This window comes from Microbacterium sp. Leaf320 (assembly GCF_001423485.1).
GTDB lineage: Bacteria > Actinomycetota > Actinomycetes > Actinomycetales > Microbacteriaceae > Microbacterium.
Map to the genome: position 1 here is coordinate 412179 of NZ_LMOD01000005.1, position 18412 is coordinate 430590.

The window sequence follows — 18412 nt, forward strand, 5'->3', positions numbered from 1 at the left end:
TGCCGCCCACGACGGGCCTCAGCGCGGAACGACGAGCGGGGTGCCCGTATGCGGATCGGGGATGATCGAGCATTCCAGCCCGAACACCTCCTGGACGCGCTCGGACGTCACGATCGATGCGGGGTCGCCCGAGGCGACGATCCGACCGTCGCGCATCATGATCATGTGGTCCGCGAACCGAGCCGCCTGGTTGAGATCGTGCAGCACGGCGACGATAGTGCGCCCCTGCTGATGCAGGCCGTGGAAGAGCCGCAGCAGGTCGTACTGGTGCGCGATGTCGAGGAAGGTCGTCGGCTCGTCGAGCAGCATGGTCGGCGATTCCTGGGCGAGCAGCATCGCGACCCACACCCGTTGGCGCTGTCCTCCGGAGAGCTCGTCCACGAGCCGCCCGGCGAGCTCCGTCGTCCCGGTCGCGGCGAGCGCGGCGGCGACGGCCGTCTGGTCGTCGTGAGACCACTGTCGAAGGATGGTCTGGTGCGGATGGCGCCCGCGCGCCACGAGATCGGAGACGCGGATGCCGTCGGGGGCGATCGACGTCTGCGGAAGCAGGCCGAGGCGTCGCGCGATCTCCTTGGTGGGGAGCTCGGTGATCGCCCGACCGTCCAGCAGCACCTGGCCGCTCCTGGGCTTCAGGAGTCGGGCGAAGGCTCGCAGCAGCGTCGACTTCCCGCAGGCATTCGGCCCGACGATGACGGTGAAGGCGCCTGCGGGGATGTCGACGCCGAGATGCTCGGACACGACACGCCCGTCGTAGCCGATGGTGAGGTCCTCCGCGCGCAGCCGCACGGTGTCGGTGTCGATGACGGTCATCGCTTTCTCGCTTCCTGAATGAGCAGCCACACCAGATAGACGCCGCCGAGGCACACGGTGACGATTCCGACGGGGATCTGGGTGGGCGCGAACAGCCGTTGTGCCAGCACGTCGCTGGTTACCAGCAGCAGGGCGCCGACCGCGGCGGACGCCGTGAGGGTCACGCTCGCGGATCCGGTCAGACGGCGGGCGATCTGCGGAGCGGCGAGCGAGATGAACGCGATGGGACCGGCCATCGCGGTCACGGCTGCGGTGAGGCAGACGCCGAGGATGATGAGGGTCAGCCGCGTCCCGCCGGTGCGGACGCCGAGCGCCGAGGCCGTGTCGTCCCCGAGCTCGAGCAGATGCATCCGATCGGCGAGCATCGCCACGGCGAGGCTGATCGGGACGATGACGCACGCGGCGATGGCGACCTGTTCGGCGGTGATGACGTTGAGCGACCCTGCGCCCCATGCGCTGGCGAGCATCGCGATCCGCAGGTCGGCATTGAGGATGATCCACGTGTTCACCGACGCCAGCATCGAGGCCACGCCGATGCCGACGATGATGAGCCGGAATCCCGTGAATCCGCGACGGAATGCGAGCAGGTAGACGAGCAGCGCCGTCGCCGCGCCGCCCGCCAGTGCGGCTGCGGCGGTCGAGGCCACACTGATGCCCATGGTGGTGATCACGATGAGCGCGCCGGTGTAGGCGCCGGCGTCGAAGCCGATGACGTCGGGGCTGCCCAGCGGATTGCGGGTCAGCGACTGGAAGACGGCTCCGCCGATGCCGAGCGCGACGCCGAACACCAGGGCCGCGAGGACACGGGGGAGTCGCCACTCGATGATCACGAGTTCCGCGCGCGGCTCGCCGAAGCCGAGGAGTGCCATGAGCACCTCGCCCGGAGAGAACGGGGCGTCGCCGAGAGTCAGGGCGAAGACGCCGACGGCGACGGCGGCGAGCAGTGCGGCCACCGTCACGACGGTGGCGCGGACCCCGATGCGACGTGAGAGGACATCGGTTCGGGGTGCGAACACCCGGCGACCGGCATCGACCTCGGTCGACGGAGGGAGCAGAGCGGTCACAGTCCGCTCACCTTCTTCCTGCGGACGAGGGCGATGAGCACGGGGGCGCCGATCAGCGCGGTGACGACGGAGACGGGGAGCTCTCCGGTGCGAAGGACCAACCGGCCCACGACGTCTGCGGTCAGCAGCAGCAGTGGAGCGGCGAAGACGGTACCCAGGAGGATCCACCCCTGATGCGGCCCGACGAACCAGCGGACGGCATGCGGCACCATCAGGCCGACGAAGCCGATGGGCCCTGCCGCGGCGGTGGCGGCTCCGCAGAGCAGCGTGACCGCGAGGATCGACAGCACCCGTGTGAGCCCGACGCGCGAGCCGAGAGCGGTGGCCAGATCGTCGCCCAGCGCCAGGGCGTTGAGCGAGGGGGCGAGGCAGAAAGCCAGCACGAGTCCGATCAGGAGGAAGGGGAGCACCGTGTAGACATCCGGGGTGAGCGCCGACAGTGATCCCGCGTTCCATGAGCGGATCGAGTCGAAGGCCTTCGGATTCAGCAGCCCGATCGCCGCGACGATGCCTCCCATGACAGCACCGAGCGCGACGCCGGAGAGCGTCATGCGCATCGGGTCGGGCGCTGTGCGGCCCGCCGAGCCGATGAGGTACACGAGCACCGTCGCGACGATCGCTCCTGCGAAGGCGAACCAGATGTAGCCGCTGGCAGCGGTGAGTCCGAAGAACGCCACGCCTATCGTGACCCCGAGGCTGGCGCCCGCGTTGACTCCGAGGATCCCGGGGTCTGCGAGCGGATTGCGGGTGAATCCCTGGATGAGTGCTCCGGCGATGCCGAGAGCGGCACCCACGGCCAGACCGATCAGGGTGCGGGGGACGCGCATGCCCTGGACGATCGCGCCGGGGTCGCCTGCTCCTGTCGTCAGTCCGCTCCAGACCTCATCCACGCTGATGCGCTGGGAGCCGAGGAAGATGCTGGCGACAGAGGCGATCGCCAGTGCGATGGCGAGGACGAGGACGACCAGGCCACGGCGCGTGGCCGTGACCCGGGTCGCCCGATCCTCGGAGAGAACGGCGGTCATGACTCGGAGATCACAGACCCAGCTTCTCGAGCTCGGCCTCGTAGGCTTCCTCGATGTCCTCTGCGGGGCGGGTGTCGTCGTCCCACATCGCCATCAGTCGTGCGTGAGTGGACTCGTCGAGTGATTCGTACCGTTCACGCCACGCTTCGGCGTTCTCGGTCCAGTAGCCGATCACCTTGTACGCCGACGCGGGGAGCTTGAGCTCGTGCCGCAGGTGCTTGCGCACGCCACGGGTCGCCTTGGTCTCTCCGGCGACCCAGACGTATCCGGGGCCGCGGGGAAGCTCGGAGGCGCGGAGTATCTCCTCGATGCGGGTGGGGGCATGGCCGTTGCCGCCGTGAACCCAATGCAGCTCGACACCCTCCGCAGGAGTGAGGTCCAGCTCGTCCTCGGGGGTGGAGACCTCGAGCACCACGCGCGTGCGGATGCCTGACGGGGCGTTCTCCGCCAGGCGCGCGGCGGCGGGGAGCCCGGTCGCGTCGGCGATCAACAGCTGCCACTCGATGTCTGCGGGCGGGTCGTACAGCCCCTTCGGGGTGTTGACGCCGACCACGTCGCCCTGCTTCGCGTGGAGCGCCCAGGCCGCGGCGATACCGCCGTCGTGCACGACGAAGTCGATCGTGAGCTCGCGGGCCGCGGCATCCCAGTCCCGCACCGTGTAGGTGCGCATCGGTGCCGGGTCGACGCCCTCGGGGAAGTCCCAGTAGCCGTCATCCGTGGGGAAGGGGAGGTTCGGCTCGTGCTGCCCCTCAGTGGGGAAGAACACGCGGAAGTACTCGTCGCCGACCTCGGTGGAGACGAATCCGTCGAGTCCTGCTCCGCTGAACACGATGCGGACCATTCCGGGGCTCAGACGCTCGACGCGCTGAACGACGATGCGGTGGATCAGGTTGACGGTCATCCGAGAAGCGCCTTCTCGACCACGGTGAGGAAAGCGTCCATGCCGCTGGGCGAGCCGTAGATCATCTCGTAGTTGTACGGGAAGTAGGCACGGTCGTTGACGAACGACAGGTTCTGCCAGAGCTGGTTCTGCTGCAGCGCGGCGTCGTCCTCGATCCACACCGTGCCGTCCTCGTCGGCTCCGGTGAAGACGACATCGATGCCCTCGAGCTGGCCCACCTGCTCGGGGCTGAGCTCGGTGTAGTCCTCGCTCGCGGGGAGCCCCTCGTCGGTCGCGTTCATGAGTTCGTGCATCTCGAGGCCGAGGTCGGCGAACACCAGGCACGGCACGCCGTAGCAGGAGGTTGTGACCTGACCCTCGAAGTAGCCGACGTCGGCGACGACGGGGTGGATGTCCGCGGCGTCGAGGCGCGCCTTGATGTCTGCGACGCGCTCCTCGTACTGGTCGACCCAGGCCTGCCACTGGTCTTCGCGTCCGAGATCGGATGCCGCCTGCGCGACCACATCGCGCCAGTCCCCGCCGTCGAAGGCGTTGTAGGTGTAGGTCGGTGCGATCTTCTGCAGCTTGCCGTCGAGGTCTTCCTCGTAGCCCAGCCCGTTGAGGATGAAGTCCGGGTCGGCCTCGAGCACAGCCTCGAGGTTGAATTCGGGGAAGTTGCCGAAGGTCTCGAGTCCTTCGAGCTCCTCTTGGGGGAAGAACTCGGGGAATGCGGTGAAGTCGTCGCGGATCGGCTGAGTCCCGGCGAGATCGAAGCCGAGGGTGATGAGGATGTCGAGATCGGTCGTGTAGAAGCCGAGAGCGGACTGCGGCTCGGCGGGGATCTCTATGTCGACGCCGGCGGGAGTGGTGAGTTCGACGGTCTCAGCGTCGCCGGAGGAGCCGGCTGCGGTGGAGCCGGCGCACGAGGTGAGCAGAAGGCCGGTCGCGGCGAGCGCGATGAGCGAGAGGGGCGTGGAGCGCATGGATCGTCTTCCAGGAGAGAGTTCGGGAGGGCGCCAAGCAGGTTAGCTAAGGCTTGGCTTACTTAGTATGAACCGGCTCCGTGTCGCACAGGTGCCAGCCGGTGTCGCGCTCAGGCCGACTTCTTGGTCGCTTCACTGCGCACTGAGGCGAACTCCCCGGGGGTGCGACCGAGCTCGCGCCGGAACGCCTGCACGAACGCACTCGGCGTCGCGTATCCGGAGCGGCGGCTGACGTATGCGACGGTGTGGTCTGCGGCCAACCACTCGATGGCGCGGCGCATGCGTGCGCGAGTGCGCCAGGTGGAGAAGCTGAGTCCCGTCTCGGCGACGAAGAGTCGCGAGAGGTTGCGGGCGCTGGCGCCCACGTGGCGGCCCCAGTCCTCGATGGATCGATCATCGGCGGGGTCCGAGAGGAGCGCTTCCGCGACGAGGCGCGTCCTCATGTCGCGGGGGAGGGGGAGGTCGATCGTCGACACCTCGACCGGCTCGAGCAGGCTCAGTGCCAGCTCCTCAGCGTGCACGCGCGGGGCGGCTGAGAGATACGGGGGTGCTTCCAGTCTGTCGAGCACCGCACGGACCACCTCGGGAATCGCCACGGCTGTCGTGCGGGTGGCGATCGGGTGGATGTCGGCATCGACGAATGTGCAGCGGAACGCGGTGCCTGCCGCCGCCACCACCCGGTGCGTGACGCCTGCGGGGATCCAGAGCCCGAGGGACCCGGGAATGGCGAAGTAGCCGTCGTCCGTCTCGGCGGTCAATGCCCCCCGTGTGCCCCAGAGGAGTTCGTGCTGATCGTCGTGGGAGTGCGCATCCCACTCGACGTGATCCGCGAGTTCGAAGGCGTGAGTGCCGATGCGCCAGACGACGGACTCCTCGAGGTGCTGTCCGATCAGCGACATCGTCTTCCCGCCTGTCGTCTCGCGGTCATGGTTAGGTCACCCTAAGCTAGCACGCGGGGCGGGCCCGCTCAGCGCGCGGTGAACGACGCCCCGGCGCTGAGCAGCTGCAGGCGGGCAGCGAGGAGATCGGCATCGAGAGTCGCGCCGGAGATCTGGAACTCGCCAGCGAGCTCACCCGAGACCATGGGAGCGCTGATGACGCCGATGAAGTCGACGAGCGCGATCTGATTTCCCGGCGCGGGCGCGGTGGACGCCTCCCTGGTCCATGTTGCGAAATCCTCGGCATCGGGGGCGGACAGGGTCACGGCCACGACGTCGCCGCTCACCTCGACCTCGGCGATGGCGTTTCCGACCAGGCGCGCGGAGGAGGGAAGGAGCAGCTGGGTCAGCATCGCCTCGTCGCAGGCGAGGACGTGCCCCTCGAGGGAGATCGGACCGAACCGCAGTGCGTCGCACGGGGGAGTCGCCGAGCCGTCGCCGAGGTCTGCGCCCCCGGTCGCCGGATGCACGGCGTCGACCGCGTAGAAGCCCTGGGCTGCGGGTGCCGAGATGGCGCGAGCGAAAGCGTCGACGTCGGTGCCGGTGACATCCGCGCCGAAGGTCACGACGAGATCGCCGGCATCCGTCTCGGCGATGTCGACCACCTCGATGCCGGCGTTCTCGCCGTAGAAGGCGAGCGCGGTGCGGGCGGCGGCGAGAGTCGCCGAGTCCAGGTCGCGCTCCGCCGTGACCTGGATGACGAGCTCGTCGCCGGATTCTGATCCCGACGGCGGCGTCGACTCCGACGGCGCGGGGGTGTCGGGGGTGGTGGGCGCGGCTCCGCCGGAGAGCGCGCCTCCGAAGCTGAGCAGGAGCACGATCGCGACCACCCAGACGACGCTGAGGATCGCGCCGATGGTGACGGCAGTGGTCGCGACCACCGTCGGCAACCCCGAGGCCTTCGACTTCACGCGTGCGACAAGACCCAGGACGACGCCCGCGAGCGGGAGGATGAACGCGAGGGCGAGCGCCACGATCGACAGTGTGCTGGATCGTGTGTCCCTGGTCGAGACGTGCGGGGAGTCGGTCATGCGGGCTCTCTTTCTTCGCGGGGAAGGCGGACGGCGGCCACATGCGGACCCGTGGGGCGACTCGTGCGTACGAGAAAGCCCCGCACAACTCTAGTTGTGCGGGGCTTGTGTCTGTGGGCGATACCGGACTCGAACCGATGACCTCTTCCGTGTGAAGGAAGCGCGCTACCAACTGCGCCAATCGCCCATACCCATGGGGTACGTCAACCGATACTACCGGACGGTCGGAGGCGCTGCTGACCACCCTGGGAGACACGCGCGAGATTCGCTTCCGGTTTGGACAGGCGGGAATCATCGGCTAATGTTTCATAAGTGCCCGGGACAACAACCGGGAACAACGCGGATGTAGCGCAGTTGGTAGCGCACAACCTTGCCAAGGTTGGGGTCGCGAGTTCGAGTCTCGTCATCCGCTCAAGTGCAGGGGCCTTCTTCGGAAGGCCTTCGGCACGTGGGGTCAATCCACACGGTGGCGTGGCCGAGCGGCTAGGCACCGGCCTGCAAAGCCGTTTACACGGGTTCGAATCCCGTCGCCACCTCTCACAAACTGAATAGCCCACTTGGGCGCGATTGGCGCAGCGGTAGCGCGCTTCCCTGACACGGAAGAGGTCACTGGTTCGATCCCAGTATCGCGCACACTGAAACCCCCGGTTCTTCCGGGGGTTTTTTCGTATCCAGCGCGCTTCGGACCCACGGACGACCGGCATCACTGCATAGCCAGGCAAGTCTTTCGCTTGGCTAGACACTTTGATATATTGGGTGCGTGGCCACGATTCAGGTCACTCGCCGGTTGTTCCCCAGCGCCGGCTCAGCGCCCCGCGAATTCCCCAGGTTCGCCGGGGCGCTTCTCTGTTCGGGGCGCAGGCTCCGCGATCGTGCACCGATGCACCGCGACCCGCATGCAGGCGTCGAACCCGGGGGATGAGTCTCAGTCACGTTGTTCGCATCCGCCACACCTGCATCATTGTCAACAGCGCAGGGTTTCGCCTAGGGTGAAATAACGATGTATCGGCGAAGGTGCATCGGGCTCTGAGGGGGGTCGCGATGGGTGGGGGAGGTGTTCGTCGTGGCTGGGCGCGATCCGCCGTCGCCATGACCACCGCCATCGCCGTGATCGCCGCCGGATTCACCCTCGGCGCCCCGCAGGCTGCTGAAGCCGCCGTCGTACAGTGGGGCACCAACTCCGGCACCGCCCCGAACTACCAGGCCAACGTCAACGGTGACTTCATCATGGCCGGAAACGGCGTGCTCGCGTGCTCGGCGACGACGGCCACGACGAACGGCACCTGCGCCGACCTGCATGCCGCTTCGAGCACGAACGCGAACAACGTCAACGACAACTTCGTCATGACCCAGAACAACTCGGTCGCGGGTTTCACCTCGAACTCGAGCAGCGCGACGATGACGATCCCCGCCGGTGCCACCGTGGTGAAGGCGTTCCTCACGTGGAGCGCGAACACCGGCGTCTACACGGGGGACACACGTCGCCTCTGCGCCCAGTACTCCGCCGCGCGCGGTGTGGCCACGATGCCCTCCGGCAGCGCCACCGGCTACACCTCGCGCGCCATCCAGCTCAAGGTCGCAGGCAGCTCGGTGACCAACGTCTCCCCGCAGAGCATGCTGGCCGACCCCGCATCGCAGGCGACGGCGCTGTATTACTCCGCGAGCGCCGATGTGACCTCCGCATTCGCGGCTGTGCCGACCGGATCCGAGGTGACGATCTCTGCCGGGAACATCTGGACTCCCACCGGCGCCGGATGCTACGCGGGATGGTCGATCAATGTCGTCTACGACTACGGCACGTTCGTTCCGAACAATCCCGCCTCGGTGCCGCACAACATCATCTACTACGAGGGCCACGTGCGGCAGGGTGCGAACGACGCCGATCTCACGGTCGCCTTCAACGGCTTCACGGCCGTTGCGGCGGGAACCCGTGCAGGATTCACGCTCTTCGAGGGTGACCGGAACATCACCGGAGACTCTGCGGCGTATTCGCGCGGCGGATCGACCCCCTACACCGAGATCGCGAATGCGGCCGGAGCGAACAGCAACATCGGTATCTCGCGTGCCGTCGGATCCGTCCGGTATACCGGAACAGGTACCACATTCACGAACCAGAGCGTCGATGTCGCCACCGCTGCGCTGACCAACGTGGTCGCGGGAGATTCGACCGTGAACCTGCGTCTGGGCACATCCGGCGACTCCTATCTTCTGCGCAACGCGATGCTCTCGGTGCCGACGGCCGGCCTGCAGATCGTGAAGACGTTCGACGGCACGGCAGACACCCAGTCGCGAACCTCCGGCGAGCTCGCGACGTTCACGATCCGCATCACGAACACGGGCGCGGGAACCCTGCGCAACATCGTGGTGACAGACGATCAGGCGAACTGCGCCCGCAACCTCGGCGCACTCACCCTCGCACCGCTCCAGACGACCACCTATACCTGTACGGCGACGGCCCCATCGGCGACGGGATACGTCTCGACGGCCGAGGCCACCGCCAGGACGGCGGTGGGGGACTTCCTCGCGCAGGACAGCGACAGCACGACCGTCCTGCTCAGCGCGATCAGCCTGACCAAGACCAGTGCGCTCGCTCCCGGAGGCACCGGACGCGCAGGAGACGTCGTCATCTACACGTTCACCGTGACGAACACAGGTCAATCGACGCTCACCGACGTCGTGATCAGCGACCCGTTGTCCGGTCTGTCGGCGATCACCTTCGGCACCTGGCCGGGGACCGTCGGCACGCTGACGCCAGGCCAATCGGTCACCGCGACGGCGAACTACACGCTCAAGCAGAGCGATGTGGATGCGGGTTCCGTGGCGAACACGGCGACCGTCAGCGCGGCGGATGATGACGGCGGCATCCGGCCATCAGGATCAGCGAACCGGGTCACACCGATCGCCGCGGCCGGCGCCGTCACGGTCACCAAGACCGGCGCGCTCGCGAGCGGGACGACCGGCCGAGTCGGCGACCGCATCAACTACACCTTCACCGTCCGCAACACCGGCAACGTGACTCTCGAGAACGCGTCGCTCGTCGATCCGCTGCCGGGTCTCTCGCCACCGGCCATCACCTGGCCCACAGCGACGGCCGGCGTCATCCCCGTCGGTCAGACCGCCACAGCGACAGCCTTCTATACGATCACCCAGGCCGATGTCGACGCAGGCAGCGTCCGCAACACCGCCACCGCCACAGCCCGTACACCGGCCGGCACCACGGTCTCCGGTTCCTCTCCGCAGGTCACCGTCCCCACGATCGCCTCAGCCCCCGGACTCACGACGACGAAGTCGGGATCCATCACCCAGGGCAACGGGGGCGTGGGCAGCACGATCACCTACACGTTCACCGCCCGCAACGCCGGCAACACGACGCTCACGAACGTCGCGATCGCCGATCCGCTCGCCGGGCTCTCGGCCCTCACCTATTCGTGGCCCGGGGTCGCAGGCACTCTCGCCCCGGCCCAGTCCGTGACGGCGACCGCGACGTACACCGTGACCCAGGCCGACGTGGACGCCGGTGCAGTCCGCAACACCGCGACCGGCACGGCCCGCACACCCGCAGGGGCGGTGCTCACGGTTCCCAGCAGCCAGTCGGTCGTCTCGACCGTTGCCTCTTCACCTGCGGTGAACCTCACGAAGTCCGGTGCTCTCGCGCCCGGCAGCACAGGCAGGGCCGGTGACGTCGTCACCTACTCGTTCCGCCTCGCGAACAGCGGAAACGTCACGCTCACCGAGGTCGCGATCGCCGACCCGCTGGCAGGACTCTCCGCCCTGACATACACCTGGCCGGGAGCCGCGGGCACGCTGGCGCCGGGACAGGCCGTCACCGCGACCGCGACGTACACGTTGAAGCAGTCCGACGTCGACGCAGGGTCCGTCGCGAACGCGGCGACAGCGTCGGCCCTGCCGCCGAGCGGCGCGCGACTGTCGCAGACGAGATCGTTCACGCTTCCGGTCACCCCGACCGGCGCTCTGACCGTTCTCAAGTCGGGATCCGTCACGGCGGGGACGGGGGGAGTCGGCAGCACCGTCACCTACGACTTCTCGGCGACCAACAACGGCAACGTCACGCTGACGCAGGTCGCCATGGCGGATCCCCTTCCGGGCCTCTCGGCCATCACGTACACCTGGCCCGGCACGGCAGGAACCCTCGCGCCGGGTCAGACGGTGCAGGGCCGCGCGACATACACCGTGCGCCAGGCGGACGTCGATGCCGGCACCGTGACCAACACGGCGACCGCTTCGGCGCGCACCCCCGGCGGAGCATCGGTCACGGGAACGTCGCCGACGACCCGTGTGAACACGGTGACGGCTGCGCCCGCGAGCACGACGACGAAGACTGCCGCGGTGTCGGGCGCTGCCGCGGTCGGGGATGTCATCACCTACACCGTGCGCACCACGAACTCCGGGAACGTCACGCTGACGGACGTCGCCATCACAGACACGCTCGCCGGCCTGTCGGCCTTCACGTACACGTGGCCCGGGACCTCGGGGAGGCTCGCACCCGGACAGACGGTGACGGCGGTCGCCACCTACACGATCAAACAGGCCGATGTGAACGCGGGCTCAGTGCGCAACGTCGCGTCATCCACAGCCCTGTACGGCACGACGCCCGTGACGAGCACCTCCGGCACCGTCACGACGAACACCGTGGCCGCATCAGCCGGAATCGTCACGACGAAGTCGGGCGCCCTGCAGAGTGGCTCCTCCGGCCGGGCGGGCGACACGATCGTCTGGTCGATCACGCTGCGGAACTCCGGCAACGTCACTCTGACCGGAGTCTCGGTCGCGGATTCTCTTCCCGGAATCTCCGCACCGAGCTACGGCACGTGGCCGGGCGGCACTGCAGGCGTCCTGCAACCCGGGCAGACCGTCACCGCCACCGCGACCTCGGTGATCTCGCAGACCGACGTCAACTCGGGCGCGGTGAGCAACGCCGCCACGGGTTCCGGCGTCCCGCCCACCGGAGCGGCGGTGACGAGCACGGCACCGGCGACTGTGTCTCTCGCCTCCGCCCCCGGTCTCGTACTCACCAAGACCGGCGCGATCACCACCGGCAATGGCTCCGTCGACAGCACGATCACCTATTCGTTCTCGGCGCGCAACACCGGAAACGTCACACTCACGGGCGTCGCGATCACCGACCCGCACGCGGGGCTCTCGACGATCGCCTACACCTGGCCCGGAACGGCGGGCACTCTCCAGCCCGACCAGACGGTCACCGCGACCGCCACGTACACGGTGCGACAGTCGGATGTGGATGCGGGCTCTGCCAAGAACACCGCGAGCGCGAGCGGCACCCCGCCGACGGGGGCCGCGATCACCGCATCCTCCGGCGAGGTGACGGTCGCGACGATCGCCGCAGCGCCCGGCATCGCGATCACCAAGACCGCCTCGGGCGGCGGCGGAGGAGTGGGCAGCGTCATCACCTACACCTTCCGCGCGAGCAACACCGGAAACGTCACGCTCACCGGGGTCGGCATCGCCGATCCGCTGGCGGGCCTCGGAACGCTGCAGTACCAGTGGCCGGGTGCTGCAGGAACGCTCGCGCCGGGGCAGACAGTCGTCGCCACCGCGCCGTACACCGTGACGCAGGCTGACGTGAACGCGGGATCCGTCACGAACACCGCCACCGCCACCGGCACCGGTGGGGGAACGACCGCGACCGCGGCATCCGGAGCCGTGACGACCCCGACGGCCACGAGCGCACCCGCCGTCTCGGTCACCAAGACCGGAACGCTCGCAGGGAGCGGTGCCGCAGGCGACACCATCACGTATGCCTTCACCGTACGCAACTCCGGCAACGTCACCCTCACCGGAGTGTCCCTCGTCGACCCTCTGATCGGCGCGGCAGCAGTGCCGCTGTCCGGCTGGCCCGGAGCCGCGGGCACCCTGCAGCCGGGCCAGAGCGTCTCAGGCACCGCCACCTACTCGGTCACGCAGACCGACGTCGACGCCGGCGCGGTGGCGAACACCGCGACTGCCACGGGCACACCGCCGCGGGGTGCAGCTGTGGCCGGAACCGCGCCCTCGACCGTGCGGATCGCCGCGGTGCCGTCGATCGCCGTGCAGAAGAGCGGTTCGGTCACGGCCGGATCCGGCGAGGTCGGCAGCACAGTCACCTTCGCGTTCACGATCCGCAACTCCGGCAACGTCACGCTCAGCGGAGTCACGCTCACCGACACCCTCGCGGGGCTCAGCGCTCCGTCCGTCACATGGCCCGGTTCGCCGAACACCCTGAACCCGGGTCAGACGGCGACCGGAACGGCGACGTACACCGTGCGGCAGGCCGACGTCGATGCCGGTTCCGTGCGCAACACGGCGAGCGTCAGCGGTCGACCGCCGACGGGCGCGGTGGTGAGCGCGACGTCCACGGAGGCCGTGGTGCCCACGAGCGCGGCTGCGCCGGGACTGACCGTGACGAAGAGCGCGGACACCGCGGCCGGATCGCGCGTGGGCGATGTCATCACCTATACGATCACGGCGACCAACAGCGGAAACCAGACGCTGACCGGGGTGACGCTGAGCGATCCGCTCGCGGGTCTCTCCGCTCTCTCGGTCACGTGGCCGGCCGCGAGTGGAGTGCTGGCACCAGGGCAGACGGCGACCGCTCGAGCCACCTATGTCATCACCCAGACCGATGTGAACTCCGGATCGATTCGCAACCGCGCGTCCGCAGCGGCCACGGCTCCTGGCGGTGCAGCGGTCAACGCGTCTTCGTCCGACGTCGTGACGCCGACGGTGGCGGCCGCGCCCAGGCTGACTCTCGAGAAGACCGCGAGCCTGGCGCCCGGCGCGACGGGCCGAGCGGGCGACGTCGTCACCTACAGCTTCATCGTGCGCAACGCCGGCAACGTCACCCTCACGGGTGTCGGCATCGCCGATGCGCTGCCAGGACTCTCGACCATCTCATACACGGCCTGGCCCGGCGCGACAGGCACTCTGCAGCCAGGGCAGAGCGTGACGGCGACCGCGACGAGGGCACTCACACAGTCGGATGTCGATGCCGGCTCCGTAGCCAACACCGCGACCGCCACAGGCACTCCGCCGAGCGGTGACGCTGTCGAGGTCACGGCCTCGGCGACACTCCCGCTGATCGCCGGTCCGCTCCTCACCCTCGGCAAGACCGGGGTGTACACGCAGGGGAACGGCGCGGTGGGCAGCGTCATCACGTACACGTTCACGGCTCGAAACGCCGGAAACGTCACACTCACCGGCGTCGCGATCGGCGACCCGCACGCGGGCCTCGGCGCGATCGCCCTCACCTGGCCCGGTGCGGCCGGAACCCTCGCGCCGGGAGCCCAGGTCGTCGGCACCGCGACGTACACGGTGACGCAGGCCGACGTCGACGCGGGCACCGTGCGCAACACCGCACGGGTGACCGGCACACCTCCCAGTGGTCCCGCGGTCGGCGCGGACTCCCAGACCGTCTCCCTCGCGACGGTCGCCGCCGGCCCCGCGGTGACGACCACGAAGTCGGCGGCCGTCGGCGGCAGCGGAGCCGTGGGCGACGTCGTCGACTACACGGTGCGGGTGACCAACACCGGCAACGTGACACTCCGCAGCGTCGTGGTGAACGACCCGATGGCCGGCCTGACGCCGTTCGCATACACCTGGCCCGGTGACGCGGGAGTGCTCGCGCCCGGTGCTCAGGTCATCGCTCGGGCGAGCCACACGATCACTCAGGCGGACGTGGATGCGGGCTCGATCGTCAATGTCGCGACCGGAAGCGGGCTGTCGCCGAACGGCACCCCCGTGAGCGCGGCTTCCGGCACAATCACCACGCCGACGGTCGCAGGAGATCCGCGGCTCCAGGTCGTCAAGTCCGGCACGCTGCCCGCGGGCGCCACTGGCGTGGCAGGGGAGACCATCACCTGGACCGTGTCGATCCGGAACACCGGAAACGTGACGCTTTCCGGCGTCACCGCCACCGACTCCCTCCCGGGAATCAGCGATCTCACCTTCGGCGCCTGGCCGTCGGGCACCGCGGGTGTGCTCGCACCGGGCGACGTGGTGACGGCCACAGCCACCTCCACGGTGCGTCAGACCGACGTCGACGCGGGAGCCGTCTCGAATGCGGCGACGGCGACCGGCGCTCCCTCGCGGGGCCAGGCCACGTCGGCGGTGGGTTCGGCGACGGTTCCGCTGACCTCGGCGCCCGCGCTCACGATCCAGAAATCGGGCGCCTACACCGCAGGTACAGGGTCGCTCGGAGACACGATCACCTACTCGTACACCGTCCGCAACGCCGGCAACGTGACGCTCACGGGAGTCGCCGTGAGCGACCCGCACAGCGGACTCTCGGCGATCACCTACGGCGTCTGGGCCTCCGGCACAGCAGGCACGCTCGCGCCCAACCAGTCGATCACCGCGACCGCGACCTACCAGGTGCGCCAAAGCGATGTGAACGCGGGCTCCGTCACCGATGTGGCCACCGCGTCGGGGCGTCCGCCCACGGGCGCGGCCGTGTCCGCGACCTCGCAGACCGTGGTGCTCGGCACCGCCACTCCTGCTCCGGCGATCCTGACGACGAAGACCGCGTCGGTCGGGGGCCCCGGACAGCTCGGCGACCTCATCACCTACACGCTCCGCGCGACGAACTCGGGCAACGTCACCCTCACCGGCGTCGCGCTGTCCGATCCCGCTCCGGGGCTGAGCCCGCTTGCCTACGGGCCGTGGCCGGGCGCCAGCGGCACACTTCAGCCGGGTGAGTCCGTGACCGCGACAGCTACTCACCGCATCACCCAGGCAGACCTGAATGCAGGTTCCGTGTCGAACACGGCGACCTCGACGGGCACGCCCCCGACGGGCCCGGCCGTGACCGATCCGTCCGACACGATCGTGACCGCGACGGCGCCCCAGACCCCCGACATCGAGGTGACGAAGACAGGGACGCTCGCCGGCGGAGCGACGGCTCGCGCGGGCGATGCGGTCGCCTACTCGTTCTCGCTGCGCAACACCGGCAACGTCACGCTCACCGGCGTCGCACTCGCCGACCTCGAGCCCGGCGTCTCTCCGCTGGTCTACTCGTGGCCGGGCGCAGAGGGCGTCCTCGCTCCCGACCAGGTCGTCACGGCGACCGCGACCTACGCGCTCACGCAGGCCGACATCGACGCGGGTGCCGTCGACAACGTCGTGAGCGGTTCGGGTACCGCTCCGGGCGGCGCGTCGATCACCGAGAACGACGATGTCACCGTCCCGATCGCTCCGTCGGCATCCATCGACGTGTCGAAGACCGGAACGGTGCTCGGCGACGGAGTGGGAGACGGTGAGGCGGGCGACCAGATCCGGTTCGACTTCGTGGTCGTCAACACCGGCAACGTCACTCTCGCGGATGTCGAGCTCGCCGACAGCATCCCCGGTCTCGTCCCGACCGTCACCTGGCCGGATGCCGGCGCGGCGGGCGTCCTCGCTCCGGGCGCCACGGCCACGGCCACAGCCGTCTACGAGATCACCCAGGCCGACGTGAACAGCGGATCCGTGCCGAACTCCGTGACCGCGTCGGGTGCGCCGCCGACCGGGGCCGACGTGACGGACACCGACTCCGTCGAGGTGTCCACGGGTGCGCAGCGTTCCGAGCTCAGGCTCAGCAAATCGGGCACGACCCTGCCGAGTGCGGCAGGACTCGGCGACGACATCGCCTACACCTTCGTGCTCAGCAACACCGGGAACGTCACCGTCACCGGGATCGTCATCTCGGATCCGCTGGTCGGCCTGTCCGACATCGTCGCGGACTGGCCCGGCGCTGACAGCGTGCTCGAGCCGGGGCAGAGCGTGACTGCCACCGCGTCGCTCGAGATCACCCAGGCACACGTCGATGCCGGGCGTGTGCTGAACACCGCGACCGCCTCGGGGACTGCACCCGCAGGGGCCGTCTCGACGACGTCGCCGCAGAGCATCGTGCCGGTGGAAGCGGCGGCGCCGTCCGTCGCGGTCACGAACAGCGGCTCGCTTCCGCCCGGATCCGTGGCCGGATCGACCGTGACATGGACCTACACCCTCGAGAACACCGGCAATGTGACCCTGAGCGGTTCCGCGCTGTCGGACGCCCTCGCGGGCACGACGTCACCCGTCTACCAGTGGAACGGCCCCGCAGGTGTCCTCGCCCCGGGCGAGACGGTGACCGCGACAGCGACGACCGTGCTCACCCAGGCTGACGTCGATGCGGGCTCGATCATCAGCCTCGTCACCGGGCGCGGCACTGCGCCCTCCGGTGCCGTCGTCACCGCGGCCGCACCAGCCACAGTCACCATCGCCTCGAGTGCCGGGTTGTCGTTGGCCAAGTCCGCATCCCAGACCGAGAACCTGGCCGTCGGCGACATCGTCACGTTCACGTTCGACATCGCCAACACGGGAACGGCGACGATCGACGCCATCGCGCTGAGCGATCCGCTGCCCGGACTGTCGGCGATCACGTTCGGTCCCTGGCCCGCGGCGGCGGGAACTCTCGCGCCGGGTGCCACCGTGAGCGCATCGGCGCAGTACACCGTGACCCAGGCGGATGTGGATGCCGGAGGCGTCCGCAACACCGCGACCACGACCGGGCTCACCCCGACCGACGCCGCTGTCTCCGCATCCGACATCGTGACCCTCGCCACCGAGACGAGGGCGCCCGCGCTCGAGCTGGTGAAAACCGATGAACTCGTCGGCGACGGCGTGCTCGGAGACTCGATCTCGTACTCGTTCACCGTGCGCAACGCCGGGAACACGACAGTCACCGACATCGCGATCACGGATGAGCTCGAGGGAATCTCGGGCATCGTGTTCGGAACATGGCCGAGCGGGGAGACAGGTCGTCTCGCGCCCGGTGAGCAGGTGACGGCCACCGCGCAGTACACGATCGGCCAGGCCGACGTCGACGCAGGCGAGGTCATCAACACCGCCATCGCGACCGGAAGCACGCCGGCCGAGGTCGATGTGTCTTCGACCGAGGCTGAGGTGACGACCGAGCTCGCGGCGGCGGGTCCCGAGCTGACGGCGACCAAGCGCGGCACCCTCGCAGCCGGGTCGACGGGGCGCGCAGGAGACACCGTCGAATTCCGCTTCTCGGTCGTCAACACGGGTGACGTGACGGTCAGCGAGGTCGGGTTCGACGACGCCCTCCCAGGGCTCAGCCCGCTGACGATCACCTGGCCGGATGCGACGCGCCCAGGCATCCTCGTTCCCGGCGCCGAGACGACCGCGACCGCGACCTACGTGCTCCTCCAGTCCGACGTCGACGCCGGCGCGGTATCGAACGCCGTCACCGTGACGGGTACGCCTGTGCGAGGGACTCTCGCGCCCGTGCCGGCTGCTGCGACCGTTTCCATCACCCCCGGAGCCGCGTTGTCGGCGGTGAAGACGGGTGTGCTCGCTGCGGGTGACATCGGCGAGGTCGGCGACCGGATCGACTACACGGTCGTGGCGACGAACACGGGCAACGTGACGGTCACCGGCGGCGTGCTGGTCGACCCGATGGAGGGGCTCCAGGGTGTCTCCATCGCCTGGCCGGATCCTGCGGTTCCCGGTCGCGTCGGTGTGGGGGAGTCCGCGACAGGGCGCGGCTTCTATCTGCTGACGCAGGCGGATGTGGATGCCGGGTTCGTGGTGAATACGGCGTCGGTGGCGGCGTTTGCTCCGGGTGGGGTGCGGGTGTCTGCGGATACGAATACGGTGCGGGTGAACACGGTGTTGCCTGCTGC

Annotated in this window: 7 protein-coding genes, 4 tRNA genes and 1 pseudogene; 4 read left to right on the forward strand and 8 right to left on the reverse strand. The window is 69.0% G+C overall.

Features of this window, described 5'->3' with window-relative positions; translation table 11 throughout:
- Positions 1–18: 18 nt before the first annotated feature.
- From ASF63_RS17950 to ASF63_RS17985, 8 genes are all read right to left on the reverse strand, one after another.
- On the reverse strand, positions 19–810 hold the full coding sequence (locus ASF63_RS17950) for an ABC transporter ATP-binding protein (RefSeq protein ID WP_056517263.1): 792 nt from the start codon (positions 808–810) through the stop codon (positions 19–21).
- Entirely contained in the window at positions 807–1874 is a 1068-nt protein-coding gene (locus ASF63_RS17955) for a FecCD family ABC transporter permease (protein ID WP_056517266.1), read from the reverse strand. Before ASF63_RS17955 ends, ASF63_RS17950 begins: the two co-directional genes overlap by 4 nt.
- The gene (locus ASF63_RS17960) at positions 1871–2899 is read right to left on the reverse strand and encodes an iron chelate uptake ABC transporter family permease subunit (RefSeq protein WP_082478323.1); all 1029 of its coding nucleotides are present in this window, start codon (positions 2897–2899) and stop codon (positions 1871–1873) included. The genes ASF63_RS17955 and ASF63_RS17960 overlap by 4 nt, the downstream gene beginning before the upstream one ends.
- Before the next feature lie 10 nt (positions 2900–2909).
- Positions 2910–3800 (reverse strand): siderophore-interacting protein, encoded by an 891-nt coding sequence (locus tag ASF63_RS17965; RefSeq protein WP_056517269.1) that lies wholly within the window; start codon positions 3798–3800, stop codon positions 2910–2912.
- A complete protein-coding gene (locus ASF63_RS17970; RefSeq protein WP_056517270.1) occupies positions 3797–4762 on the reverse strand; it encodes an ABC transporter substrate-binding protein in 966 nt (321 codons plus the stop codon). The genes ASF63_RS17965 and ASF63_RS17970 overlap by 4 nt, the downstream gene beginning before the upstream one ends.
- Before the next feature lie 110 nt (positions 4763–4872).
- Positions 4873–5661, reverse strand: a complete 789-nt coding sequence (locus ASF63_RS17975) for a helix-turn-helix transcriptional regulator (RefSeq protein WP_056517271.1) — start codon at positions 5659–5661, stop codon at positions 4873–4875.
- A 68-nt stretch (positions 5662–5729) separates the two neighbouring features.
- Positions 5730–6731: a hypothetical protein gene (locus tag ASF63_RS17980; RefSeq protein WP_056517275.1), complete on the reverse strand. Its 1002-nt coding sequence runs from the start codon at positions 6729–6731 to the stop codon at positions 5730–5732.
- A 114-nt stretch (positions 6732–6845) separates the two neighbouring features.
- A tRNA-Val gene (locus ASF63_RS17985) sits at positions 6846–6918 on the reverse strand.
- Positions 6919–7070: 152 nt separating this feature from the next.
- On the opposite strand from ASF63_RS17985, the gene ASF63_RS17990 reads away from it, so the two are divergent.
- From ASF63_RS17990 to ASF63_RS18005, 4 genes and pseudogenes are all read left to right on the forward strand, one after another.
- Positions 7071–7143, forward strand: a tRNA-Gly gene (locus ASF63_RS17990).
- Between the two features lie 53 nt (positions 7144–7196).
- Positions 7197–7267 (forward strand) — tRNA-Cys (locus ASF63_RS17995).
- A gap of 25 nt (positions 7268–7292) precedes the next feature.
- A tRNA-Val gene (locus tag ASF63_RS18000) sits at positions 7293–7364 on the forward strand.
- 456 nt (positions 7365–7820) lie between these two features.
- Positions 7821–18412, forward strand: a pseudogene (locus ASF63_RS18005) (DUF11 domain-containing protein); the annotation flags it as partial.

Excerpts from the sequence above, each read along its gene's own strand:
- ASF63_RS17960 (WP_082478323.1), bottom strand. The coding sequence starts at position 2,899 with ATGACCGCCGTTCTCTCCGAGGATCGGGCGACCCGGGTCACGGCCACG.
- ASF63_RS17970 (WP_056517270.1), bottom strand. The coding sequence starts at position 4,762 with ATGCGCTCCACGCCCCTCTCGCTCATCGCGCTCGCCGCGACCGGCCTT.
- ASF63_RS17950 (WP_056517263.1), bottom strand. The coding sequence starts at position 810 with ATGACCGTCATCGACACCGACACCGTGCGGCTGCGCGCGGAGGACCTC.
- ASF63_RS17965 (WP_056517269.1), bottom strand. The coding sequence starts at position 3,800 with ATGACCGTCAACCTGATCCACCGCATCGTCGTTCAGCGCGTCGAGCGT.
- ASF63_RS17980 (WP_056517275.1), bottom strand. The coding sequence starts at position 6,731 with ATGACCGACTCCCCGCACGTCTCGACCAGGGACACACGATCCAGCACA.
- ASF63_RS17975 (WP_056517271.1), bottom strand. The coding sequence starts at position 5,661 with ATGTCGCTGATCGGACAGCACCTCGAGGAGTCCGTCGTCTGGCGCATC.